The organism is Paenibacillus sp. FSL H8-0260 (assembly GCF_045040625.1).
GTDB classification, from domain to species: domain Bacteria; phylum Bacillota; class Bacilli; order Paenibacillales; family Paenibacillaceae; genus Paenibacillus_AQ; species Paenibacillus_AQ odorifer.
In genome coordinates this window covers 3999294-4024980 of the sequence record NZ_CP150298.1, presented here as the reverse complement: position 1 = coordinate 4024980, position 25687 = coordinate 3999294, and the positions used below count along the sequence as shown (strand labels likewise).

Genomic DNA, 25687 nt, shown 5'->3' with positions numbered 1-25687 from the left:
CTTCATAGTCTATTTTAGGATAAAATGTTAATTTTTACTTATCTTACATAGAAAGGGATGTTTATGATTTTGAAAAAGACTTATAAAGCCGCAATAACCTGCACGCTCTTACTGAATCTGGCCCTGTCCTCTGCTGCAATGGCTGCACCCATCGACGTCGACGTGAGTAATTTGAAAGAAGTCCAAACTTCTGGACCGGAAAAGGTTTGGGTTGGAGAATGGAAGGGCGACGATACGATTATTGTGGACACACAAGGAAATGTTACTACAGTTGGAGAACTCAAAGAGTCATCAAGCTTTGTACCCCCGGCAGATGACAATCTTATTAATAATGAATTGTTAGCACCGGAGCTAATAACACCTACTTTTGAACCTGATTCTCCGCAAGCAACTCTAGCTTCCGCTTATGGTCATGCGTGGCCGTATACAGCCGAGAATAGTTATGGAATTAACTGTTATGGTTATGCTTTAAGATTTCCTGGGGCAATCAACCCTGGTGATGGAGACGGGGTCTCAAATGTCAGAGATCCTGCCTATTTTACTAACGTGTATTATACTGCTGGTCTTGTGGTTCAAGATGGCAATACGAATCCTTTATACTATAAACCGGGTTGGCGGATACTTCCGGGCCGAACTGCAACGATTAATTCCGATGAACATCGAATTGCACTAAGAGTGGGATGGATCGACTCAAATGGTAATGGTAAAGTCGATATTCCTGAGGATAACGTTGATTACCACTTCATGCTTCAAAATAGCTCAGGTCTATGGTCAGAGAAACATGGACATCAAGCGTCTCAAAATACGGGAATTTCAGATCCTAGCAATTTCGTCTGGAGCAATGGTTCTCTTTATGGTTTTTACAATAGCGTAACCGTTTATATTGCTGCAAAAGTATTTTAGAATTTCATAAAACATTACGTATGGAATAGCGATAGTCTTTTTTTGAAGATTATGGCTATTCTTTTTTTAGTGTCGAATTGTTTATGGGATTTTGTATACACTTTTGAGTTTTAATGTGATACAATTAAATTGTACACAAATTAAAATAAGGTGGTTATTTTGATGGTATGGGTAGCTAATATTATGGTCGGTGTTGTTGCGTTAATACATATCTATATTGTTTATTTAGAAATGTTCGCTTGGTCAAAGCCAAAAGGGCTTCGAGTCTTTGGAATGACACAGGAAGTTGCGGATGCTTCTAAAACACTGGCAGCGAACCAAGGGTTATACAATGGATTTTTGGCGGCAGGTTTAATTTGGGGATTGGTTCATCCGAATGTAAATTTCGGCCATCAAATTGAAATCTTCTTCTTATCAACTGTTATAGTGGCAGCGTTATATGGCGGACTGACGGTGAAAAAGTCTATTTTATTTATGCAAGGACTGCCAGCTTTAATTGCATTAATCCTCGTGGTTTCGATTTAAGATAACATAGAAGTAATCGATTAGGTTTCTACCTCGCGTACTTGCGTGGTGGAAGCCTTTTTTGCGTAAGATCAAGAAATTATTGGGTAAGGAAATGCGCTGGATTAAAAACAGGAATTATGGATGGTGTACCAAGAAACAACAGAGAAGTGGTTGATTAATGTGTTTTAGCTACAGGTGTGGTCCTTAGATAAGATGTAAGGGACTTTAACAAACCCATTGCATGCTTGTGTGGGCTGAATGAGTAGACAGAATGGCGTTTAATATGAAAATTCTAGACTTTAAAAGTAAATTCTCATCATAAAAAAGAGCTGCTACCCAGCAGGGATCACCTGTCAGGGAAACAGCTCTTTTTATGTGCTGGTTTAAATGAGGATCTTATTTAATAGAGGCTGCATAAATCGCTTCTACAGATTTGGAGAGGAGCGCGTTAAACTCTTTTTCTGACTGCCCAGCACCTAGTCCCTGTGATAACGCACGTGAGAAGCTGGCGATCAGTCCTTGATTATGGGCGAGCTTATCGTTGGCCTCTGCTTGTGTGTAACCGCCGGACAAAGCGACAATTCGCAAAACATGAGGATTCTCCACTAATTCGCGGTAGAAATTATTCTCCGTTGGGATGGAGAGCTTAAGCATGACCTTCACGTCTTTGCCCAGCGTAGACAATTGGGCTGATAGTTCTTCTTTTAGCAGCTTCTCTGAAGCCGTTTTATCAGCACTGTGGATATCAACTTCCGGTTCTATAATAGGTACGAGTCCCGCTGCTAAAATCTGCTTGCCGATTTCAAACTGCTGTTCAACCACCTTTTTGATACCGGAAGGATTAGCCTCTTTAATCACCGAGCGCATTTTTGTACCGAAGATGTTACGTTCGTTGGCCCGCTTCAGAAGATCACTCAAGCCGGGAATAGGCTTCATTAGTTGTACTCCGTCTTCAGGGTCGGCAAGACCTTTATCGATTTTCAGGAAAGGCACAATCCCTTTTTTCTCCCATAGAAAATCGGCAGTATATTGCCCGTCTATGGAACGATCCATTGTGTTCTCAAATAAGATTGCACCCAGTATATGCTTTGAATCAAATGCAGGGCTCTTGATAATGCGCGTTCTCATCTCGTGAACCAACCCATACATTTGATCTTCATTAGAGTAACTGTCCTCTGCAACACCATATTGCAGCAGCGCTTTTGGTGTACTGCCACCACTTTGATCCAAGGCAGCTATAAATCCCTGTCCCGTCCGAATTCTTTCCCATTGCTCCATATTCATGAAAATTCTCCTTCCCTTCGTGAACTGAATGAAAATTTATATGTTCATTAACTATAACACTTAATGTACCGGCTCTAAACAAATGGTATTGTAAACTTGGCTGGTAACTAGTCTATTGTGAGGTGGTTTGAATCTGCGTTATAAGGACTTCCGGATCTAATTGATCCATGGGGATGACGAGGTATCTACGTGTAAGGTCTCCTGAGTCCGATCCCTAGATGGTGCAGACTTGCAATCTTAGCAAACGAGAACGAATCGACGTTTGAGGTCACCTGAGTCCGGACTAGCCAAGATTGATGATACTACAGCATCGTTCGGACTGTATTGCAGCTATTTAGATTTTTTGGAGCATTATTCAGAAGTATCGGACCGCATAGCTCTTATTACCAAGTATTTGCTCCAAAGAGGGGTGGATTTGGTTCAATAGCTGCATCTGAGTCCGATAGCATGGCGAAATGGGCTAAATCTGCGAAATAACGTCACCTGAGTCCAAACCCATAGTTAGTGAAAACATGTAGCCTCAACTGACGAGAACGAATTGACGTCTGAGGTCATCTGAGTCCGGACTAGCCAAGATTGGCGATACTACATCATCGTTCGGACTGTATCGCAGCTATTTAGTGTTTTTGGAGCATTATTCAGAAGTATCGGACCGCATAGCTCTTATTACCAAGTATTTGCTCCAAAGAGGAGTACATTGGGTCGAATAGTTGCATCTGAGTCCGATAGCATGGCGAAATGGGTTAAATCTGCGAAATAGCGTCACCTGAGTCCAAACCCATAGTTAGTGAAAACATGTAGCCTCAACTGACGAGAACGAATTGACGTCTGAGGTCATCTGAGTCCGGACTAGCCAAGATTGGCGATACTACATCATCGTTCGGACTGTATCGCAGCTATTTAGTGTTTTTGGAGCATTATTCAGAAGTATCGGACCGCATAGCTCTTATTACCAAGTATTTGCTCCAAAGAGGAGTACATTGGGTCGAATAGTTGCATCTGAGTCCGATAGCATGGCGAAATGGGCTAAATCTGCGAAATAACGTCTCCTGAGTCCGAACCCATAGTTAGTGTGGACATACAGCCTAGGTTGACGAGTAAGCATCGTCGTATAATGTCAGCTGAGTCCGGACTAGTCAAGATTGAAGATACTAGAGCATCGTTCGGACTGTATTGCAGCTATTTGGTGTTTTTGGAGCATTTTTCAGAAGTATCGGACCGCATAGCTCTTATTACCAAGTTTTTGCTCCAAAGAAGAGTGAATTTGGTGCAATAGCTGCATCTGAGTCCGATAGCATGGCGAAATGAGCTAAATCCGCGAAATAACGTCTCCTGAGTCCGGACCATCGATGGCAAGATCATGTAGCCTCCACAGACGAGTAAGTATCGACGTATAGCGTCACCTGAGTCCAAACCCATAGTTAGTGAAAACATGTAGCCTCAACTGACGAGAACGAATTGACGTCTGAGGTCATCTGAGTCCGGACTAGCAAGATTGAAGATACTACATTACCGTTCGGACTGTATTGCAGCTATTTAGTGTTTTTGAAGCATTTTTCAGAAGTATCGGACTGCATAGCTCTTATTACCAAGTATTTGCTCCAAAGAGGAGTACATTGGGTCGAATAGTTGCATCTGAGTCCGATAGCATGGCGAAATGACCAAAATCTGTGAAATAGCGTCTCCTGAGTCCGGACCATCGATGGCAAGAACATGTAGCCTCCGCAGACGAGTAAGTATCGACGTATAATGTCACCTGAGTCCGGACTAGCAAGATTGAAGATACTACATCATCGTTCGGACTGTATTGCAGCTATTTGGTGTTTTTGGAGCATTATTTAGAAGTATCGGACTGCATAGCTCTTATTACCAAGTATTTGCTCCAAAGAGGGGTGGATTTGGTTCAATAGTTGCATCTGAGTCCGATAGCATGGCGAAATGGGTTAAATCTGCGAAATAGCGTCACCTGAGTCCAAACCCATAGTTAGTGAAAACATGTAGCCTCAACTGACGAGAACGAATTGACGTCTGAGGTCATCTGAGTCCGGACTAGCCAAGATTGGCGATACTACATCATCGTTCGGACTGTATTGCAGCTATTTAGTGTTTTTGAAGCATTATTCAGAAGTATCGGACTGCATAGCTCTTATTACCAAGTATTTGCTCCAAAGAGGAGTACATTGGGTCGAATAGTTGCATCTGAGTCCGATAGCATGGCGAAATGGGCTAAATCTGCGAAATAACGTCTCCTGAGTCCGGACCGTCGATGGCGAGGACGTGTAGCCACCGCAGACGAGTAAGAATCGACGTTTGAGGCCACCTGAGTCCGATCCCCTCCATGGTCTGGACATGCAGCCACCGCAGACGAGTGAGAATCGACGAATAAGGTCTGTTAGGTCCGATCTCGCAGCAGTCGGAGATGCGGGTAAACATAAATGTTACTCCAAACTGAAACTAAAGACGCTCTATGCGAACTTTTAAGCGATCCCCCAAAGCGCACACTTAGCAAACTACACTCACAGGGTACTCTTAGCAAACTTCAAGACATTCACAGGGTACACCTAGCAAACTTCAGGACAATCCCAATGGTACACCTAGCAAACTCAAGACATTCACAGGGTACTCTTAGCAACCTTCAACCTATCCCCAATGGTACTCTTTGCAAACGTCATCTCATCCCCAATCGTTCTCTTCACAGACTCCAGTCACTCCAATGTGCTTAGCAAAAATTCCTTCGAGCATTCTCAAGTAATATTCCTCGAAGCAGTCACTTTTTATGCTTAATTCCCAAATTTGGGATCAAAACGCATAGTCTTCTTCGAGGCGTGCCAGACCAATCCAGTCAATTACTTAAAGTTAGTTTGAAACACAGTGGAAGGATGAGCTTATTTAAGCGACTGGGAATTTTGTTTATGTTGTAAACAGCTTTGGATGAAGAATTTTAAATCAGAGTGTGTAAATTCAGAACGCCAAAATCCATGCTGGGAGCGGGTTGTTATCTTATTTTCGGATTATTTCCTAGTAAATTAATACGAATAATCCAATAAGATAATTGGTGTGACATTAATCATAATTACCAATTCGAAGCTTTGTGAAAATAATAACTTTTCGTAAATGTCGAAATGAGGTTGACGAATAAAAATATCAGTCGTATGATTGATTCTACTGAGTATGCTAGTAATTAAAAGTAAGTTAATAAATAATATATAATAGCGGGAGGAATGAAAGTGGAATCATCAACATTTGTGCTTTTTGGCGCTACAGGAGATTTAGCAAAACGTAAAATCTATCCTGCACTATATAACCTCTTTTTAGATGGTCAAATTTCAGGTCCTCTCTCAGTGATTGGATTAGGAAGAAGAGAAGTTTCAACTGAAGCTTTCCGTAAGCAAGTCCTGCAATCTTTGCAGACATTTTCTAGACAGCCGGCAGTAGAATCTCCACAGTTGAAGGTTTTCTTGGAAGCTTTTGAATATAGCGTTCTAGATGTAGGTAATACAGAGGATTATTTGAAGCTCCTGGAGCATGTTAAACGTCGTGAGCAATTTTTTAACATTCCGGAGAATCGGATGTTCTATTTATCGGTGGGTCCTGAGTTTTTCAAGGAAATTGCCGCCAATATTCACTCCAGTGGTCTGGGATCTACGAAGGGCTGGAAGCGTCTGATTATTGAAAAGCCTTTTGGTACAGACTTGCAAACAGCAAGAGAGTTAAATGACAGCTTGAATGCCGTATTTACTGAAGAGGAGATTTTCCGAATTGACCACTTCTTGGGTAAACCGATGGTTCAGAATCTGGAAGTTCTAAAATATTCAAATCCTGTGCTTAGAGCACTGTGGAAAAATCGGTATATCGCAAATGTGCAAATTACGGCGAGTGAGATTGTTGGCGTTGAAGAACGGGCAGGCTATTATGATAAAGCTGGGGCACTTCGTGATATGTTCCAGAACCATATGCTGCAATTGCTCATGATGATGGCGATGCAGCTTCCAAAAGGCAGTACACCTGAAGAGATCCGTGGGAAGAAAAGATATGTCATGGAGCGCCTCATTCCGCTAAGTAAAGACGAAGTTAATCAATATGTTGTCCGCGGACAATATGCTGAAGGTGAAATTAAAGGTAAATCTGTTGCAGGCTACTTAGATGAACCCGGAATTAGCCAATCCTCACAAAATGAGACGTTTATTGCAGCGCGTTTGTTTATAGATGATCCATTGTGGAATGAAGTTCCGTTCTATATCCGTACTGGCAAGAGAATGAAAGAGAAATCAACAAGAATTGTTATAGAATTTAAAGAACCGTTTAATGATAACAATAACAAAAATAAAGGAAATGACGTTCCAAATCTACTCATCATCGAGATCGGTCCGAATGAAGCCATTACGCTTCAGTTGAATACGAAGGATCAGTTGCAAAAAGGGAAACTTGAACCTGTCCTCGCTACTTATGAAGCCGGAACTTCAGACGTACCAGAAGCTTACGAAAATCTGATCTTTGATGCACTTCGTGGTGACGCCACTTTCTTCGCTCATTGGAAAGAAGTCGAGCTGTCATGGCAATGGGTTACACCAATCCAGGAAGCTATGGAAGAGGGGCTAATGCCACTTCATACCTATGCTTCAGGTTCGTATGGTCCAGATGCGGCTATGGAGCTTTTGGGTGAAGACCGCTGGTGGTTTGATGATACAGATCAGGAGTCAGATCTTCTCGACGCTCAAGCAGAAGTTGTAGCAGCGCAGGAATCTATACGGCCAGGGGCTTAAGCCCCTGCCTGTTTTTTTTGCCAATTTAGCTAAAATACATCACAAGAATCTATAAATCGGAGGGAATTTACATGAAAGTAGGATTAGTTGGGTTAGGAAAAATGGGTTTTAATTTGGGTCAAAATTTGCTGGATCATGGACATGAGGTTGTTGCTTTTGATCTGAATGCACCTGCTGTAGAAGAAATGAAAGCTAAAGGCGCTAGTGGAGCAGTAACGCTTCCAGAATTGGTACAGCAATTGGAAACACCAAGAATCATTTGGATCATGGTTCCGCATCAGGTCGTTGATTCTGTAATCGCTGAACTTACTCCACAGTTGTCTAAAGGTGATATCGTTATTGAAGCAGGAAACTCGCATTATAAGGAATCGATTCGTCGGTATGAGGAATTGAAGGAGCACGGAATTCACTTTATGGATGCAGGTACCTCTGGCGGTATGGAAGGGGCGCGTAATGGCGCTTGTTACATGGTTGGCGGAGATCCCGAAGCTTGGGAAGTTGTGGAGCCTATTTTCCGTGATACAGCTGTAGAAAGCGGCTTTTTATATGCTGGTAAAGCAGGTAGCGGCCATTTTCTAAAAATGGTGCATAACGGTATCGAATACGGCATGATGGCTGCTATCGGTGAAGGTTTTGAGGTTCTGGAAAAGAGTGAATTTGACTACAACTTTGAGGAAGTAGCTCGGGTGTGGAATCACGGCTCTGTTATCCGTTCGTGGCTGATGGAACTTGTGGAACGCGCCTTCTCGAAGGATGCTAAACTAGATGAGATCAAGGGCATTATGCATTCGTCTGGTGAAGGCAGATGGACGCTTGAAACCGCCTTTGATTTACAAGCGGCGACTCCGGTTATCGCAATGGCGTTATTGATGCGTTACCGTTCCCTTGAGACCGACACATTCACTGGCAAAGTAGTTGCTGCACTGCGGAACGAATTCGGCGGACACGCTGTGGAAACTAAATAAGATTGGCCGACTCTGAATTGAGTGTTTACAAGCTCGAATTTCCCGCAATTTATGTTGCGGAGAAATTTGGGCTTTTTATTTTAAGGGGAATAGATAATGGGAAGTATAGTTGGAGTACGAATTTAATGCAGTTTACATATTTTAGGGGTAGAAGGGTAAGTTAGGAAGCAAGGGGGAGATTTCATGCAAAGTGGAATTCGTGAGCGACTTCATTTTCTAAAAAAATTTCTGCATGCGCCCCGACAATATGGTAGTGTGACTCCCAGTTCACATTGGCTGGCCCAGACGTTGCTTGATCCAGTGCCTTGGAACCAAGTGCATTCTATGGCTGAATTGGGTGCTGGGACTGGTGCAATCACAAGGTTTATTCCGCGTGGAGAAAAGACCGGTATGAATGTTCTTTTATTTGAAATAGATCCTGATTTTCGCAGTCAATTAAGAGAGGAGTTCCCCGGATGTTTCTGCAACAATGATTGTCTCCGGCTGCGTCTTGCGCTTCATAACAGCAGTCTGGAGAAGCTGGATTGTATCGTGAGTAGTTTGTCTTTGATGAATTTCTCGAAGCCAGACCGCACTAGGTTTATGGAACAGATCATTTCTTCTTTAAAAGAAGGAGGGTGGTTTATAACCTATGAATATTTTCCGCGGATGAAAACAGAGTTGAGCCAGCATTTTGAGATCCTACACACGAAGTGGGTGCTGCTGAATTTTCCACCAGCGCTTATATATATTTGCAGGAAAAAAACCACAACGCAAGTGCAACGCGAAAATCCCAAATCAACAGTCAACGTAGTCCCAATCTCTCAGGTTTATACAAAAAGATAATCATCTCCATACAACAAATGCCGTCACCCATTACTCATTGGGGAACGGCATTTTTAATTGGGCACCGAAGGCGTTTGAGTCCGATTAATAGAGAAGCTCAATATTCTCTTTGTTCAGGCGCTTCAACCAAACCTCAGAAGGCTGGCGGTCTGTGATCAAAAAGTCGATTTGGCCAAGCTCGATCAGCTTCGTAAAGGCGGTCTTATCGAATTTGGTGTGATCGGCCAGGAGTATGACCTTGTTAGCTTGACGTAGCATATATTTCTTGAGCTCACACTCCGGTTCATTAGAATCTGTGATGCCTCGCTCCATATCTATTCCTTTACAACTGATAACCGCAGTGTCCACATTGTATCTTTGAATGGTGTCATGTGCTACAGGACCCACGAGTGACATGGATCGGTAACGTAAAGAACCTCCGGTAGAGATGATATCCATCCCAGAATTCGAGAACTCATGCAAAATGTTAATCGAGTTCGTGATAATGGTCAGATTGTTTTTATTGCCAAGCAGTTTTAGAAACTCAAAGGCTGTGGAGCTAGGATCCACCATTAACGTATCTCCATCATTGATTAAATCTAGCGCCTTAAGGGCGATTCCCCGTTTGATATCTGTATTCAGCGCATTGCGTGTAACAAAAGGCAAATCCTCGTTCGTGTGACGATTCAGCATGGCCCCGCCATAGGTTCGGCTTAGAATGCCATCCTTCTCCAGCTTCTCCAAGTCTCTGCGTATCGTCTCTTCTGTAACTTCAAACATCCGGCTTAGATCAGAGACTAATACTCGTTTATCCTGATGAACAAGATCAATTATTTTTTTGCGTCTTTCAGCTGCAAGCATAGGGATCACCTTTCCGAAATCTTTATATTCCTTAATCATAGCTCCAAATATCTGTGTTTTGCAATAAAATCAACGTAAAATCATGTTTGTTTTCCAATAATATTCACAAAACGGATATAAAACAAATAAAAACAACATTAATAATATTTAAAATGTTGACAACAAAGATTTGGAGGCATACGATGAAGGAGAAAATAAGTCCTGTAGTGGTAATTAGATTTGAAAGATACCAGAGCCGGCCCAGTTGCGATTCAGAGGCCAGCCTGAGGCGCTGCAGCCGGAATACTACGCTCTAGCTTGCAGAGTTGTGTGTAAAACTTTGGTGTTGATAAATTAACTTTAGGAGGCTGGTCAAGCATGAGCACGCATGTGTATTATGTTCCATCGATCAATATTATGGGCAAGGGATGCTTGCAGGAGATTGGTCCATACATCCAAGAGCTTAAATTAAAAAAGGCGCTTGTTGTTACGGACAAATTCCTTATGAAAAGTGGCATTGCTGGTAAATTGCTGACGGTATTGGACGAAGCGGGGATTGAATATGCCATCTATGATGAAGTGAAACCCAATCCGACCTGTAAAAATGTCCACGATGGCGTTGATTATCTCAAAGCGCAGAATTGTGATTATCTGATTTCCATTGGCGGTGGATCACCACAGGATACTGCCAAAGCCATTGGTATCATTGCCACAAATGGCGGTCATATCAAAGAATATGAAGGTGTACACAAGTCTAAGCATAAATCACTGCCGATTGTCGCCGTGAATACCACTGCTGGTACTTCGGCTGAAGTGACCATTAACTATGTAATCACAGACGAAGAACGCAAAGTGAAGATGGTTATGGTAGATAAGAACAGCCTTGCGACGATTTCAGTCAACGATCCTGAGCTTATGGTTGATAAACCCGCTGCACTTACCGCGGCCACGGGTATGGATGCATTGACTCATGCGATTGAAGCGCTGGTGACGCCGGGAGCATATCCGGTAACCGATGCTACGGCACTAGCCGCAGTGGAGCTTATTTTTGCTAACCTGGCTCGTACTGTGAAGAATGGCCATGATATCGAAGCGCGTGAACAGATGGTATACGCGATATTCCTTGGCGGTTTGGCTTTCAATAATGCGGGGCTTGGTTATGTGCATGCGATGGCGCATCAGCTGGGCGGCGTATACGATCTGCCGCACGGCGTATGTAACGCGATGCTGCTGCCTTTTGTGGAAGAAGAAAATGCCAAATATGTGCCTGAGAAATTCAGATCCATTGCTAAAGCGATTGGACTTAATGTAGAGAACCAAACGGATAAACAATGCGCAGATTTCGTAATTGAGTCGATCAAGGCGTTGTCTAAAGAAGTAGGGATTCCAGCCAAATTATCCGAGCTTGGTGTAGAAGAAGTAGATCTTGATCTTCTGGCTGAAAATTCGATGAAGGATGCTTGTGCACCAGGGAACCCTTTTATTCCTACTAAAGAAGAAGTTATTACACTGTTCAAAAAAATATTATAAATCACCCCTTATCATAGGAGATTGTTTATGAATAATCACATCGCCGTTGACATCGGTGCCTCAAGTGGGCGGCTGGTGCGCGGAATATTGCAAGAAGGTATTCTTTCCTTAGAAGAGCTTCATCGCTTTAGCAATAGCTTTATGGAACAAGAGGGTTCCTGTTTCTGGGATATTGATTATTTAGTAGAGCAGATTATGATCGGGCTTCGGAAGGCTAAAACCGATGGAATTACTACCTGTACGCTCGGTATTGATACATGGGGTGTAGATTATGTGCTGGTGGATGCGGACGGGAATCGTGTTCAGGAAGTATACGCCTACCGGGACCGCAGAACGGATCTGGCTGTGGATCAGGTGGCACAGCAGCTTTCACCACAAACCGTCTATGAAAAGACAGGAATCCAGCAGTTATCCATCAATACCTTGAATCAGTTATATGTTCATAAAGAAGAAGAGCTAGCGCAAGCGGATCAGATTTTACTTGTACCAGATTATCTATATTACCGACTGACTGGCCGCAGAATCAACGAGATTACGATTGCATCTACAACACAGCTGTTGAATCTGGAAAGCCGGGATTTTGACGATGACCTATTAGAATTTTTGAATATCAGGAAAGATCAATTTGCAAAGTTAACTGAGCCTGGTGTAGTGGTTGGTCCTCTTGACGAAGCTTTAATCCAACAATATGACCTGCCTGAATGCCAGCTGATCTGTGTGGCATCCCATGATACGGCTTCTGCAGTGCTAGGTGCTCCACTTCAAGAAGGCTCAGCTTATATCAGCAGTGGAACTTGGTCTTTACTCGGTGTAGAAAGAACGGAGCCTCTAAATTCTCTAAAAGCCATGCAGGCTAACTACACCAATGAGTGGGGAGCCTACGGAACTTATAGATTCCTCAAAAATGTAATGGGCTTATGGCTTATTCAAGAGGTTCGCAGATTACTGAACAATTGCTATAGTTTTGCGGAACTTGCAGAGCTTGCACAGGGAGAAGAGGGGTTTCGCAGCCTGATCCCTTGTAATGCACCAAGGTTTCTTAATCCATCCAACATGATAGAAGAAATCCGCAGTGCCTGTATGGAGAGTGAGCAGCCCGTTCCGGAGACACCTGGACAGTTAGCACGTTGTGTTTTTGACAGCTTGGCGTTATCCTATCTAACTTATTTGGAAGAGTTGGAGGAGCTGACAGAACGTCGGATCGAGGGATTGCAAATTGTCGGCGGCGGGGCGAACAATCGGCTTTTATGCCAACTAACCGCTGACGTTATCGGCAGGGAAGTAAAGGCTGGACCAACGGAAGCGACTGCTCTAGGAAATATAGTAGTGCAGATGATTAGCACAGATTCCATTGCAGACATAACTGAGGCAAGAGCTATTATCGAACAATCTTTTGAAATAACATCATACATTCCGCAGCCGATCAAGCATTTTGATAACATTCTAAATCGCTGGAGAAGCCTTCATCTGTCCAAGGTGAATGAGCTTATCTAAGCGAAACAGACTTGCACTAATTTAGGAGGATAAACAGCATGGATCAGAGCATTATCACTAGTTATAACGAAGCCAAAAAACTATACGCAGCCCACGGTATTGATGTGGATAAAGTGCTGGAGCGACTCGCGCAAATTAAAATTTCCATACATTGCTGGCAGGGTGATGATGTAAAAGGTTTTCTTTTTAAGGAAAAAGAACTAAGCGGGGGCATTGCGGTAACGGGAAGTTATCCGGGCCGGGCGGGTACACCAGATGAACTACGTCAAGATTTAGAAAAGGCGTTATCTCTTATTCCTGGTAAACATAAGGTTAACCTGCATGCTATTTACGCAGATACAGATGAACCTGTAGATTTGGATGAACTAGAGCCACGACATTTTCAATCCTGGGTGGATTGGGCGAAGGAGCAGGGCTTAGGGCTTGATTTTAACCCTACTTGTTTCTCACATCCGAAAGCAGCCGATGGATTCACTCTCAGTCATTCGGACGCGGAGATTCGGAATTTCTGGATCAGACACTGTAAAGCTTCACGTACGATCGCTGAGCATTTTGGGCGGGAGCTGGGTCAGCCTTGTGTGACGAATTTTTGGATTCCAGACGGATATAAAGATACGCCAGTAGATCGGCTAGCTCCGAGAGTACGTTTAAAAGAGTCGCTGGATGAGATTTTTAGTCAGGAAATAGATCCGCTTTATAATATGGATGCCTTGGAAAGTAAACTGTTTGGAATTGGTTCTGAAAGCTATGTGGTTGGCTCTCATGAATTCTATATGGGTTATGGTTTAACAAATGGAAAAGCGATCTGTTTGGATGCGGGACATTTTCATCCTACAGAAGTGATTTCGAATAAATTATCTTCGATTCTGATGTTCAGTGAGCAGCTGCTGCTGCATGTCAGCAGACCTGTCCGCTGGGACAGTGACCATGTGGTAACAATGGATGATGAGCTGCTGGAAATCGCCCGTGAATTGGTTCGCGGGGATTTACTTCCTCGTACGAATATTGGATTGGATTTCTTTGATGGCAGTATCAATCATCTCGCGGCATGGGTCATTGGCACCCGCAACACTATTAAGGCGTTGCTGCGTGCGATGCTGGAACCAGTGGAAGAACTTAAGCAAATCGAGCGGTCCGGGGATTATACTTCACGTCTTGCTCTGGTAGAAGAGTTCAAATCGTATCCGTTTGGAGCGGTCTGGGATTACTACTGTGCATCACAAGGTACACCGGTGCGTGAGCAATGGCTTACTGAAGTGAAAAATTATGAACAAGACGTTTTGTCTTTAAGATAGAAGTGGATACGGAGAGCAGCAAATACAAAGGAGAGAATAGACTATGAGTACATCCTTGTTAGAATCAAAAGGTTATATTGCCAGCAGTGAAGCTCCATTTATTCAGGAAATGTCAGAGATCACCCGTCATATGTGGGAGCTTGGCTGGGATGAACTGAATGGTGGGAATGTCAGCTATTTGCTGGATGAGAACGAGGTGGCTAAGTATATTAATGTACTGGAGCCGTTGCGCACGATCAAACTCACCTTTCCGGTAAAAGAATTAGCAGGCAAGTATTTTATCGTAACAGGTTCAGGCAAATATTTCAGAAATGTGATTAAAGACCCTGAAGCGAATTTGGGAGTGTTAAGAGTTAGCGGCAATGGCGAAAGTGTGGAAGTATTGTGGGGATTGCGGAATGGTGCAGTTCCTACGAGTGAGCTCGCTTCGCATTTTATGAGTCATATTGAACGTCTGAAAGTAGATCCCACACACCGTATCGTGCTGCATACACATGCTACAAATGTTATCGCGATGACCTTCACGCATGATCTGGACGAACTGAAGTTTACCAAAACGTTATGGGAAATGTGCACAGAGTGCCTTGTTGTTTTCCCTGATGGCGTCAGTGTTATTCCGTGGATTGTTCCGGGCAGCAGTGAAATCGGCCGTGAGACTGCCAAAAAAATGAAGGATCACCGTTTAGTCATCTGGCCGCAGCATGGGATTTTTGGCACTGGCTCCACCATGGATGCTACCTTTGGTCTAGTAGAAACGGTTGAAAAGGCTGCGACGATCTACAACCTGATTGGCGGTAGAGAAATCAAACAAAAGATCACAGACCAACAGCTATGGGATTTAGCTAAAGCATTTGGAGTTACCCCTAAAGCGGGGATTCTTGAAGTCTAGAGAGTCATTATAATTTGGTGAAACCGGGCAATCGTAGATTCTGCGAGGTCCGGTTTTTGTTGTCTTTTTCTTAAAATTTGCATTTCCCATCTTTTGGGTAGATAATAAGCTTACTTAAAGTAATCAATTAATAAATTGGAGGTAACATATGAATACAGAGCAACTATTTTTACCTTTTCAAGTGGGGAATCTTTCGCTGTCGAACCGATTTGTAATGGCGCCGATGACACGCGCGCAGTCTCCGAAGGGTGTGCCGGGAAGCAATGTTGCCGCTTATTATCGTAGACGTGCGGAGGGTGGAGTGGGATTAATTGTTGCTGAGGGTACTGCGATAAATCATCCAGCGGCTGTCAGTCACCAAGATATTCCTAATATATATGAAGAAGCATCTTTAGAAGGCTGGAAGAAGGTTGTGGAAGAGGTTCACGCAGCTGGCGGCAAGATCATCCCGCAGCTTTGGCATGTGGGGATGGCGCGTACAATCGGCGAGTATCCTAACGTTGAAGCCCTTCCTGTAGGCCCTTCGGGTCTGAATTTAGCAGGTGAGCCGGTGACAGAGCCGCTGACCACAGAAGAGGTTGAAAGTTTAGTAACAGCCTTCGCTCAAGCGGCGGCAAATGCCAAAAGCGTTGGCTTTGATGGCATCGAGCTGCATGGCGCTCATGGGTATCTGATAGACCAGTTCTTCTGGGATAGAACGAATAAACGTACCGATCGTTACGGTGGCGATTGGGTAGGAAGAACAACATTCGCTGTCGAGATCATTAAAGCATGTCGTCAAGCGGTTGGACCAGACTTCCCAATCGTGCTGCGCTTTTCCCAGTGGAAGCTGGGGGCGTATGATGAGAAGATGGCGAAGACTCCAGAAGAACTTGCAAGTTTCCTGGCCCCGCTTAGCGAAGCGGGTGTAGATATCTTTCATTGCTCGACCCGACGCTTCAGTCAACCTGAATTTGCTGGTTCTGATCTTAATTTAGCTGGGTGGACTAAGAAGCTTACCGGGAAGCCGTGTATTACAGTAGGCTCTATTGGCCTGCAAAGCGATTTCTTCGAGGAAGATAAAGCTCAGAAGCCTGAGGATAATATTGATGAGTTAACTGAAAGGTTTGATCGGGAGGAGTTTGATTTGGTTGCAGTGGGCAGAGCGCTTATTAGCGATCCGGCTTGGCCTGCCAAAGTACAGAGTGGAGCGATAGACGAAATCATCCCATTTACTCCTGAAGCAACGAATACGCTTTACTAAAACTAGCAGAATATACAATGACTATTTTTTTAGGTAAGAGGTTGTGTAACTGTTTCAAGAGGAGTGTATCTGCTTATAATAGTAGCATACCCCCCTTAATATGATAGAACTTGACCCTGCCAAACGTTGGCGGGGTATTTTTTTGTCGATATGCAACGCTTCATTACATCATTAATAGACCGGGCACTTCTATGTTAGGCCAGCATTATGTTATAATTTTAAATTAGCAAAGTATAAAAATAATTGTTGAACAATAGAGGACGTGAAAACAGCATGACAAAGGGGAACCATAACTCACCGGACTTAAAATCCGGCAAGGGTTCTAAGGATTATTCGAAATATTTTGATTTTAGTGATGCAAAGGTAATTAGTGAAGAGGAAGGTAAGGTTACTTACCGGATTAAAGGAAGAAATGTGCAAATTAATAGCCAGCCTGACTATAAAGAAGGAAAACGGCGCGGCAAGGAAGAAATAGAAGTGCATTATGATTTCGAGATTCCTGAAGAGATGCAGAATTTCGGAGTGGGCAAATATTATCATATAACGACTTATGGCTGCCAAATGAATGAGCATGACACGGAAACGATGAAGGGCCTATTGGAACAGATGGGCTACCGCAGTGTCGCTGACCGGAATGACGCGGATCTCATTTTGCTGAATACTTGTGCGATTCGGGAGAACGCCGAGGATAAGGTATTTGGAGAGCTAGGACATCTTAAGAACCTGAAGATCGAGAAGCCGGGTCTGTTGTTAGGGGTATGCGGTTGCATGTCCCAAGAGGAAGGCGTAGTCAACCGGATTATGTCAAAGCATGGCTTCGTGGATATGATCTTCGGTACGCATAATATTCACAGGTTGCCACACCTCATTAAAGAAGCGGTATTTAGTAAAGAGCTTGTGGTTGAGGTATGGTCCAAAGAAGGCGACATTATTGAGAACTTGCCGAAGAAGCGGGAAGGCATGCGCGCTTGGGTGAACATTATGTATGGTTGTGATAAGTTCTGCACGTATTGCATCGTACCGTTTACACGCGGTAAAGAACGCAGTCGTCGTCCAGAGGACGTTATCGCTGAGGTGAGAGAGCTTGCGCGCCAAGGCTTCAAGGAAGTAACGCTATTGGGGCAGAACGTAAATGCTTACGGTAAAGATTTTACGGATATTGATTACACCTTCGGTAACCTGATGGATGATATGCGTCTGATTGATATTCCGCGCATTCGCTTCATGACATCGCATCCACGAGATTTTGACGATAAATTGATTGAGGTTTTAGGCAAAGGCGGCAACTTGGTGGAGCATATCCATCTGCCGGTTCAATCGGGAAGTACTGCTGTTCTTAAGAAAATGAGCCGTAAATATACCCGGGAAGCTTATCTGGAATTAGTACGCAAGATTAAGATAAGTGTGCCGAATGCTGTATTAAGTACCGATATTATCGTTGGTTTCCCTGGGGAGACTGATGAGCAATTTGAAGATACCCTATCGCTTGTGCGTGAGGTTGGGTATGATATGGCATATACGTTCATTTATTCTCCACGTGAGGGCACACCAGCAGCGGCGATGGAAGATAATGTACCGATGTCGGTGAAGAGTGAACGTCTGCAAAGATTAAATGATCTCATCAAAGAGAACAGCCGGATCATTAATGACCGGATGCTGGGTGAAGTTGTAGAGGTGCTGGTTGAAGGGGAGAGTAAGAATAACTCCGAAGTCCTTTCCGGCCGTTCCCGCGCTAACAAGCTGGTCCATTTTGAAGGTCCTAAGGAGCTTATCGGCACATTTGTAAACGTGAGAATTACAGATACCAAAACATGGTACATTAAAGGGGATATTGTGGTGGAGGCCGCAGCTGTTCATTAATCACATACGAATGGGGAGATGACTAATGAGTACAGAAGAACAACAGTTGAATAAATATGGAATGAAAACTTATAATACCCGTGATCTGATCGTTCGCGAGGATATTATGGGCAAAGCTAAAGAACTAGCATCATTAATCTCAACCAGTGAAGAGGTACGCCATTTTCAGCAGGCTGAGCAAAAAATTCTTAATCACGAGCGTGTGCAAGGACTGATTGCGACCATTAAGAAAAAACAAAAAGAAATCGTGGCCTTCGAAAGCTTCAATAATAAAGATATGGTCGCCAAAATTGAACGTGAAATTGAAGTGCTGCAAGATGAGATCGACGGTATTCCAGTCGTGAACGAATTTCAGCAAAGCCAGAGCGACATTAATTATTTGCTTCAGCTGGTAATTTCCGTGATTAGAGATACCGTTTCGGAAAAAATAAATGTGGAAGCCGGCACTGAAGCGCCTCCGACCACATGCGGATAACCCACACTCAGTTCAGGGGGCGGATGCAGATCCGTCCCTTTATTTCAATATAAGAGGTAGAAGTGAAGTACATGAACATACATAATCCTTATAATTCAACGACAACGTCGTTTCTCATATAGTCTTTTTTGTAGGATAATGTAAAATAATGGAATTCATCTGTTGATTTATGAAGAACATGTTTGGTACATTTAAAGATACGAATAAGTAAAACTACAGCTTCGGAAAAGGATGGGGCAATTATGAGCGACAATGGGGAATTAACCTATAACGCCAAAAAATATCGTACACCGGATGGTGTTCCGGCCGACATTGTAATGTTTACACTTACCAAACGCGAGCGGAAGACGGTCACCAAGACGCTGCCTTTACGTGAGTTGAAGGTAATGTTAATTAGAAGGAAAAAATGGCCATGTGCAGGCATGTGGGCTCTACCAGGTGGATTCTGTCAGGAAGATGAGTCTATATATGATGCTGCAACTCGTGAGCTGAAAGAAGAGACCGGTGTCGATGGAGGTCACTTAGAATATCTTGGGGTTTATAGTACACCTGGCCGCGACCCTCGGGGATGGATTATCAGCCATGCCTTTTTCGCCTTAGTAGAAGAGTGGATGCTGGAGCAAAGACAAGCTTCCGACGATGCGGGTGAAGTGGGTTTATTTACGTTACAGGAAGCGTTAGAAGAACTGGAGCTCGCTTTTGACCACCATGAAATCATCAAGGATGCATACGTACGTATCCAACAGCAAATGCTGCAGACAACGATAGCAAGACAGTTTTTGCCTAGGCATTTTACGCTAAGTGAGCTTTATCAGGTGATTCAGACAGTAGTGCCGGAATTTAAAGAGCCAAATTTTATTCGTAAAATCACGTCAACACGCAGCCGTCAGGGTATATTAAAAGAAGTGAGAGATGAAGAGGGCAATGCACTCAGCTCCAATCAATACTCACAACGCCCGGCTCAGCTGTATATGTTTACAGATCACGAGCCATTGTTGTCCATTTATACGTAGTGTCTTAAATCAGGGGAGGGACGATTCTCATGAGAGCACTAATAGTAATTGACTTTACCAATGATTTTGTCGATGGGAATTTACCGGTTGGGCAGCCTGCAATCGATATCGAGCCAAGAATCAGCCAATTAACGTCTGAGTTTGTCCAAAATGGCGATTATGTTGTAATGGCTGTGGATTTACATGAAGACAATGATCCTTATCATCCCGAGAGTAAACTGTTTCCACCTCACAATGTACGAGGGACTAGAGGGCGGGAGCTTTATGGAAGTTTGAAAACTGTTTATGAAGCTGACCAGGATTCCATCTATTGGATGGACAAAACTCGATATAGCGCTTTTAGTGGAACTGATCTGGAGATTAAGCTGCGGGAACGTGGCATTACTGACCTTCATTTGATTGGCGTATGTACAGATATATGTGTTTTGCACACTGCGGTGGATGCATATAACAAAGGTTTTACTATTACTGTGCACGAAGATGCGGTCGCCAGCTTCAACGCGGATGGACATAAATGGGCACTAAATCATTTCCGGGGAAGTTTAGGAGCAGACGTTGTTAAGGCATAATACTATAAAAAACATACACATACAGCAACGTGGATATTAGGAGATGAGGACTTGAAGAGAGAACTTGCGCTACATACAGATAAATATCAGATCAATATGATGTATGCTCACTGGGTGAATGGAAGCCATAAGCGAAAAGCTGTATTTGAAGCTTATTTCCGCAAATTGCCTTTCGGAAACGGCTATGCCGTGTTCGCAGGATTAGAGCGTATCGTGGGGTACATCGGCGGCTTGCGTTTCACCGAAGATGATATCCGTTACTTGTCGGAGCAAGAAGAAAATTACGCTCCTGCTTTTTTGGAAGAATTGCTGCAATTTCATTTTCAGGGCAACGTTTATTCGATGAAAGAAGGGGCGTTGATTTTCCCGGATGAACCACTAATCCGTGTGGAAGGGACGATCATGGAAGCGCAGCTGGTGGAGACCGCTATTCTGAACTTCATGAACTACCAGACGCTAATCGCTACGAAGGCTTCCCGCATCAAGCAGGTAGCTCCGAATGATATTCTGCTGGAGTTTGGTACCCGGCGGGCACAAGAAGCGGATGCGGCGGTCTGGGGCGCTAGAGCGGCCTATATCGGCGGCTTTGATGCAACCTCCAACATGCTGGCAGGTAAAATGTTTGGCATCCCTACCAAAGGTACACATGCTCATTCTTGGGTTCAGAGCTTCAGCAGCGAGCAGGAAGCTTTTGATGCTTATGCCAAGGTGATGCCGGATGAAGTTACACTATTAGTTGATACCTTCGATACGTTGCGCAGTGGTGTGCCGAATGCGATTAGAACCGCCAAAAAGCTTGAAGCGCAAGGTAAAAAGATGATCGGTATCCGTTTAGACAGCGGTGACTTGGCCTATCTATCCCGGCAGGCACGGAATATGCTGGATGAAGCGGGGCTCGATTATGTGAAGATTGTGGCGTCCAACGATCTGGATGAGAATACAATCATGGATCTGAAGCTGCAAGGTGCAGCCATCGACACATGGGGTGTAGGCACACAATTGATTACGGCTTCGGATCAACCCTCTTTGGGTGGGGTCTATAAGCTGGTAGAAATTGAGTCCGCAACTGGAGAAATGGTACCGACAATCAAGATTTCTTCTAACCCTGAAAAAGTATCCACACCAGGCAGCAAGGACGTATTCCGGATTATCGGGAAAAATGGCAAAGCGCTAGCAGATTATATCTGCTTCCCGGAAGAGGAATCTCCACGTAACGGCGGTCGGGTGAAGCTGTTTAATCCGCTGCATCCATACATGCACAAGTATGTGGAGCGTTATGAAGCGCTGCCTATGCTTGAGCCGATTTACGTGAACGGCTTCCAGGTCTATACTTTGCCGGATCTGAATGAAGTTCGCCGTTACCATCGGGAGCAGAAGGATCTGTTCTGGCCGGAATATCTGCGTAAGCTCAATCCAGAGGTATACCGGGTGAATCTGAGTGAGAAGGTCTGGACCAGCAAGCAACAATTGATCGCGGAGCATATTCAGCCGGAGATAGAGTAGGTTTTGTAGTTTCGATGGAAAGAAGCACGGGAAGATTAGATTCCCGTGCTTTTTTGCGTTTGGGTGAAGCCGACGTTTGGGTGAAGCCGATGTTTGGGTGAAGCCGACGTTTGGGTGAAGCCGATGTTTGGATGAAGCTGATGTTTGGATGAAGCTGATGTTTGGTGAAGCTTGCGTTTGTTAACTTTGATCGCCGCGAGTTTATTTTCTGAAAGTATATAAGAGAGCTTGTCTGCGTATATCTGTTTTGGCTTTTGTTGTATTTTTTGCAACAGAACACTACTTAAAGTACATCGAGAAATTACCATACCCCCAAAAGAATTAGTAAATCCCTTAAAATGGGGCGAATCCGGTGCGAGTAGGCAAATCAACGGTATAAATCCCGCAGAATGAGGCGCATCCGGTGCGAGGAGGCAAATCAACGGTATAAATCCCGCAGAATGAGGCGAATCCGGTGCGAGGAGGCAAATCAACGGTATAAATCCCGCAGAATAAGGCGCATCCGGTGCGAGTGGGCAAATCAACGGTATAAATCCCGCAGAATGAGGCGAATCCGGTGCGATTAGGTAAATCAACGGTATAAATCCCGCAGAATAAGGTGCATCCGGTGCGATTAGGTAAATCAACGGTATAAATCCCGTAGAATGAGGCGAATCCGGTGTGAGTGAGCAAATCAACGGTATTATTCCCGTAGAATGAGGCACATCCGGTGCGAGGAGGCAAATCAATGGTATAAATCCCATAGAATGAGGCGCATCCGGTGTGAGTGAGCAAATCAACGGTATATATCCCGCAGAATGAGGCGAATCCGGTGCGAGGAGGCAAATCAACGGTATAATTCCTGCAGAATGAGGCGAATCCGGTGCGAGTAGGTAAATCAACGGTATAAATCCCGTAGAATGAGGCGAATCCGGTGCGAGTGGGCAAATCAACGGTATAAATCCCGCAGAATGAGGCGAATCCGGTGTGAGTGGGCAAATCAACGGTCCCATAAGAAAAGGTGTATCCCCGTTCTACGCAATCGCGAAGAACAATGGATACACCTTTTTTCATGTTAGTGCGAGATATATAGTTTAGTTCTTCTTCCGGAATTTAGCGAATGACCAGATGGTAAGCATCAGCAGGAAGCCCAGACATGTGCCTATGCTGATCCGGTTCTGAGTGTCGAAAAGGAAGGAAATCGTGATAATCGACAAACAGATAAGCGTCAAAATCGTAATATAAGGGAACCCCCACACTTTAAAGCTTGGCTCTTTAGGATAGGTTTTCCGCAGCTTTAGCTGTGATAGACAGATGCTGATCCATACCAAGCTTACTACGAAGCCGGGAACAGCCATCAGCAGCCGGAAAAGTCCATCCTGTGCGAAGTACGCTAACATAGAACCAACAAAAAGAACTATAGCGCAAAGTTTAAGACTGTTGATCGGCACACCTTTTGCTGAGGTCTTTGCTAAGCTACGTGGAGCTTCACCCTGTGAAGCCAAAGAGTGCAACATCCGTGTGGCGCCGTAGATACCAGAGTTAGCAGCAGAGAGCACAGCCGTAATCAGTATGAAGTTCATAACATGGTCAGCACCCTTAAGTCCTGTAGCTGCTAATACCTGCACAAAGGGGCTGGTATGCTCGTTAAGCTGATTCCAAGGAATTAACCCACAGATGATCAGAATTGGAATGGTGTAGAACAGAATAACACGTAAAATGAAGCTTTTGACAACTCTAGGCAACACTTTTTCTGCATCTTGAGTTTCTGTTAAAGTTAGTCCAATCAGCTCAGATCCGCCGTAGGAGAACATGACGACCAGAAGGGCAGAGAAGATAGGTGTCCAGCCTTGTGGGAATAATCCGCCATAATCCGTAAAATTACTTAAATAGGGGGTCCCTTCAGACATAGGCAATAGCCCAAACAATAATGCAGCTCCCAGAATAATAAAGATGATAATCATAGCTATTTTGATTCCTGCTAACCAAAACTCCGTCTCTCCATAACCGCTTACACTCATCATATTGATGCCAATAATTAAAGCACCACTTGCTAGACTCAGTAGCCATAATGGAACATCCGGTAACCAGTACTGCAAGAAGCTTCCTGCCGCCAGCACTTCGATCACGCAGACAGTCAACCACATGAAGCAATATAGCCAACCCACGATAAAGGAGAGCCGTTCTCCAAAAGCCTCGCGGATGAATTCCTTCATATTTTTGTTCGGGTATACCGTGGCCATTTCGGAAATTGCACCCATAACGACTAGTAGCAGCAAGCCTGCCAATACATAGGAGAGAACAACCCCTGGTCCAGCAATGCTTATCGTCTCAGAGCTTCCTTTAAAAATCCCCGTACCGATTACGCCGCCCATCGCCATAAAGCTGATATGCCGTGGAAGCAATTTTTTCTGTAATGATGCTTCGTTTGACTTCACATTTAATGCCTCCTAAGTAGGTTCAAAAAATTACACCAAGAATCAGTTTATCCTGAAATGGACTAGTTGAAAAGTATAAATGATACACATTTGTAGAAATAGAGGTGATTTTTCATCGGTGTGTGATATTTATCATGAAGAATGTGATGAATTTAACATCTTAATTTTTAATTTTATTGCTAAATGAAAGTAGATAAATAAGCTTAGGCAACACTTGGAAAATGCAAGATTTGTCACTTCGCGTCTTGCAAAATCAAGTTACAATCGTTGAAAAAGTCAAAAGGATATTATACTAGATGACATTCTGAAAGGGGCTATGTCGGTGGTACAGTTACCAAAAGTGAACGAGCTCGGATTTTTTGAGATTCGTCTGGAGTCAATTGGAGGGTTGGGTGCGAACCTGGCTGGTAAAATGCTTGCAGAAGCAGGTGTTGTCGGTGCTGGAATGAATGGGGTCAGCTTTTCGTCATATGGTTCGGAGAAGAAGGGATCAGCGGTAAAAGCGCATATCCGGTTTTGTGATTTGAATACGCCTATTCGTGACACGTCTCCGGTTGAGCGTCCGCATGTTGTTGGGGTATTTCACGAAGCATTAGCAAAGACAGTTAACGTAATTAGCGGAATTTATGAACATAGCACAGTATTGGTGAACTCAGCAAAATCGCCGGAGGAATTGAAATCCTCCCTGAATATGATGGCAGGAACTATTGCAGTCGTTGATGCTACAACGATCGCCTTAGATGAGAAAAACCGCGTTAATATGGCGATGCTAGGCGCGTTGTTCCGGATGTGTGATTTCTTGGACCCTGAAATTATGAAAGGCGTTATAGAGAAATCACTAGGCAAAAAATATCCACAGGCAGTACAGTCAGCACTGACTACTTTCGACCGTGGATTTAATGAAGTTAAGTTTATGCATTTTCCACTGCCTGCGGGCGTGACAATGCCTGAGTTCGTGCGGTCTGATATTTCCGCATTGGGTTATGAAACACAGCCTATCGGCGGTACCATTACGAATCCTGGCAGCAGCTTTTTAAAGAACTTGAGCATTTCTCGCTCCGGTTTGCTGCCTCATTTTAAGCAGGAGGATTGTATTCATTGTGCGCAGTGCGATACGGTGTGTCCTGATCTGTGTTTTGTTTGGGATGAGCAGCCTGATAAGAAGGGACGTCCACAAATGTTCCTGCAAGGTATTGATTATCAATACTGCAAAGGCTGTTTAAAATGTGTAGAAGCTTGTCCTACAACTGCCTTGTCTGGCGAACGTGAGGAAGAAGGCTACGCAGAGAGTCATACGGTCCGGCATATTTTTGATCTCGTTACTGAGGCCTAA

The 25687-nt window shown here is 44.0% G+C and carries 20 protein-coding genes; 16 read left to right on the top strand and 4 right to left on the bottom strand.

Annotated elements, in window-relative coordinates; genetic code table 11:
• The first annotated feature begins 69 nt into the window (after positions 1-69).
• Together MHI51_RS17935 and MHI51_RS17930 are read left to right on the top strand one after the other, a co-directional pair.
• Entirely contained in the window at positions 70-903 is an 834-nt protein-coding gene (locus MHI51_RS17935; protein WP_405173139.1) for a hypothetical protein, read from the top strand.
• 162 nt (positions 904-1065) lie between these two features.
• Positions 1066-1428: a DUF1304 domain-containing protein gene (locus MHI51_RS17930; RefSeq protein ID WP_076128270.1), complete on the top strand. Its 363-nt coding sequence runs from the start codon at positions 1066-1068 to the stop codon at positions 1426-1428.
• A gap of 378 nt (positions 1429-1806) precedes the next feature.
• On the opposite strand, the gene MHI51_RS17925 is transcribed toward MHI51_RS17930, so the two are convergent.
• Positions 1807-2694 (bottom strand): fructose bisphosphate aldolase, encoded by an 888-nt coding sequence (locus MHI51_RS17925; protein ID WP_405173138.1) that lies wholly within the window; start codon positions 2692-2694, stop codon positions 1807-1809.
• Between the two features lie 3227 nt (positions 2695-5921).
• On the opposite strand from MHI51_RS17925, the gene zwf reads away from it, so the two are divergent.
• The 3 genes from zwf (at position 5922) to MHI51_RS17910 (ending at position 9247) form a co-directional block, all read left to right on the top strand.
• Positions 5922-7457: a glucose-6-phosphate dehydrogenase gene (gene zwf, locus MHI51_RS17920; protein ID WP_405173137.1), complete on the top strand. Its 1536-nt coding sequence runs from the start codon at positions 5922-5924 to the stop codon at positions 7455-7457.
• A 71-nt stretch (positions 7458-7528) separates the two neighbouring features.
• Positions 7529-8422, top strand: coding sequence for a phosphogluconate dehydrogenase (NAD(+)-dependent, decarboxylating) (gene gnd, locus MHI51_RS17915; protein WP_036688068.1), 894 nt, complete (start codon positions 7529-7531; stop codon positions 8420-8422).
• Between the two features lie 183 nt (positions 8423-8605).
• Positions 8606-9247: a methyltransferase gene (locus tag MHI51_RS17910; protein ID WP_342409861.1), complete on the top strand. Its 642-nt coding sequence runs from the start codon at positions 8606-8608 to the stop codon at positions 9245-9247.
• Between the two features lie 84 nt (positions 9248-9331).
• Here the strand turns inward: MHI51_RS17910 and MHI51_RS17905 are convergent, their stop codons facing one another.
• Positions 9332-10087, bottom strand: coding sequence for a DeoR/GlpR family DNA-binding transcription regulator (locus MHI51_RS17905; protein ID WP_076100077.1), 756 nt, complete (start codon positions 10085-10087; stop codon positions 9332-9334).
• A 357-nt stretch (positions 10088-10444) separates the two neighbouring features.
• Here MHI51_RS17905 and MHI51_RS17900 point away from each other — a divergent pair, with 357 nt between their 5' ends.
• The 10 genes from MHI51_RS17900 (at position 10445) to MHI51_RS17855 (ending at position 21937) form a co-directional block, all read left to right on the top strand.
• A complete protein-coding gene (locus MHI51_RS17900) occupies positions 10445-11596 on the top strand; it encodes an iron-containing alcohol dehydrogenase (protein ID WP_076219347.1) in 1152 nt (383 codons plus the stop codon).
• 27 nt (positions 11597-11623) lie between these two features.
• Positions 11624-13090, top strand: a complete 1467-nt coding sequence (gene rhaB, locus MHI51_RS17895; RefSeq protein ID WP_405173136.1) for a rhamnulokinase — start codon at positions 11624-11626, stop codon at positions 13088-13090.
• A gap of 38 nt (positions 13091-13128) precedes the next feature.
• Positions 13129-14385: an L-rhamnose isomerase gene (gene rhaA, locus MHI51_RS17890; RefSeq protein WP_076128282.1), complete on the top strand. Its 1257-nt coding sequence runs from the start codon at positions 13129-13131 to the stop codon at positions 14383-14385.
• A 43-nt stretch (positions 14386-14428) separates the two neighbouring features.
• A complete protein-coding gene (rhaD, locus tag MHI51_RS17885; RefSeq protein ID WP_036688060.1) occupies positions 14429-15274 on the top strand; it encodes a rhamnulose-1-phosphate aldolase in 846 nt (281 codons plus the stop codon).
• A gap of 148 nt (positions 15275-15422) precedes the next feature.
• Positions 15423-16517, top strand: a complete 1095-nt coding sequence (locus MHI51_RS17880; RefSeq protein ID WP_076278117.1) for an NADH:flavin oxidoreductase — start codon at positions 15423-15425, stop codon at positions 16515-16517.
• A gap of 273 nt (positions 16518-16790) precedes the next feature.
• Positions 16791-18377, top strand: coding sequence for a tRNA (N6-isopentenyl adenosine(37)-C2)-methylthiotransferase MiaB (gene miaB / locus MHI51_RS17875; RefSeq protein ID WP_038571650.1), 1587 nt, complete (start codon positions 16791-16793; stop codon positions 18375-18377).
• Positions 18378-18402: 25 nt separating this feature from the next.
• Positions 18403-18852, top strand: a complete 450-nt coding sequence (locus MHI51_RS17870) for a RicAFT regulatory complex protein RicA family protein (protein WP_076128288.1) — start codon at positions 18403-18405, stop codon at positions 18850-18852.
• A 242-nt stretch (positions 18853-19094) separates the two neighbouring features.
• Positions 19095-19865: an NUDIX domain-containing protein gene (locus MHI51_RS17865; protein WP_036688055.1), complete on the top strand. Its 771-nt coding sequence runs from the start codon at positions 19095-19097 to the stop codon at positions 19863-19865.
• Between the two features lie 29 nt (positions 19866-19894).
• A complete protein-coding gene (locus MHI51_RS17860; protein WP_076194688.1) occupies positions 19895-20434 on the top strand; it encodes a cysteine hydrolase family protein in 540 nt (179 codons plus the stop codon).
• A gap of 51 nt (positions 20435-20485) precedes the next feature.
• Positions 20486-21937, top strand: a complete 1452-nt coding sequence (locus MHI51_RS17855; RefSeq protein WP_076194691.1) for a nicotinate phosphoribosyltransferase — start codon at positions 20486-20488, stop codon at positions 21935-21937.
• Positions 21938-22270: 333 nt separating this feature from the next.
• On the opposite strand, the gene MHI51_RS17850 is transcribed toward MHI51_RS17855, so the two are convergent.
• Positions 22271-22915, bottom strand: coding sequence for a hypothetical protein (locus MHI51_RS17850; RefSeq protein WP_405173135.1), 645 nt, complete (start codon positions 22913-22915; stop codon positions 22271-22273).
• A gap of 95 nt (positions 22916-23010) precedes the next feature.
• Complete coding sequence (locus tag MHI51_RS17845) at positions 23011-24354, bottom strand: amino acid permease (protein ID WP_405173134.1); 1344 nt, start codon at positions 24352-24354, stop codon at positions 23011-23013.
• 322 nt (positions 24355-24676) lie between these two features.
• Here MHI51_RS17845 and MHI51_RS17840 point away from each other — a divergent pair, with 322 nt between their 5' ends.
• Positions 24677-25687, top strand: a complete 1011-nt coding sequence (locus MHI51_RS17840; protein ID WP_038571642.1) for a 2-oxoacid:acceptor oxidoreductase family protein — start codon at positions 24677-24679, stop codon at positions 25685-25687.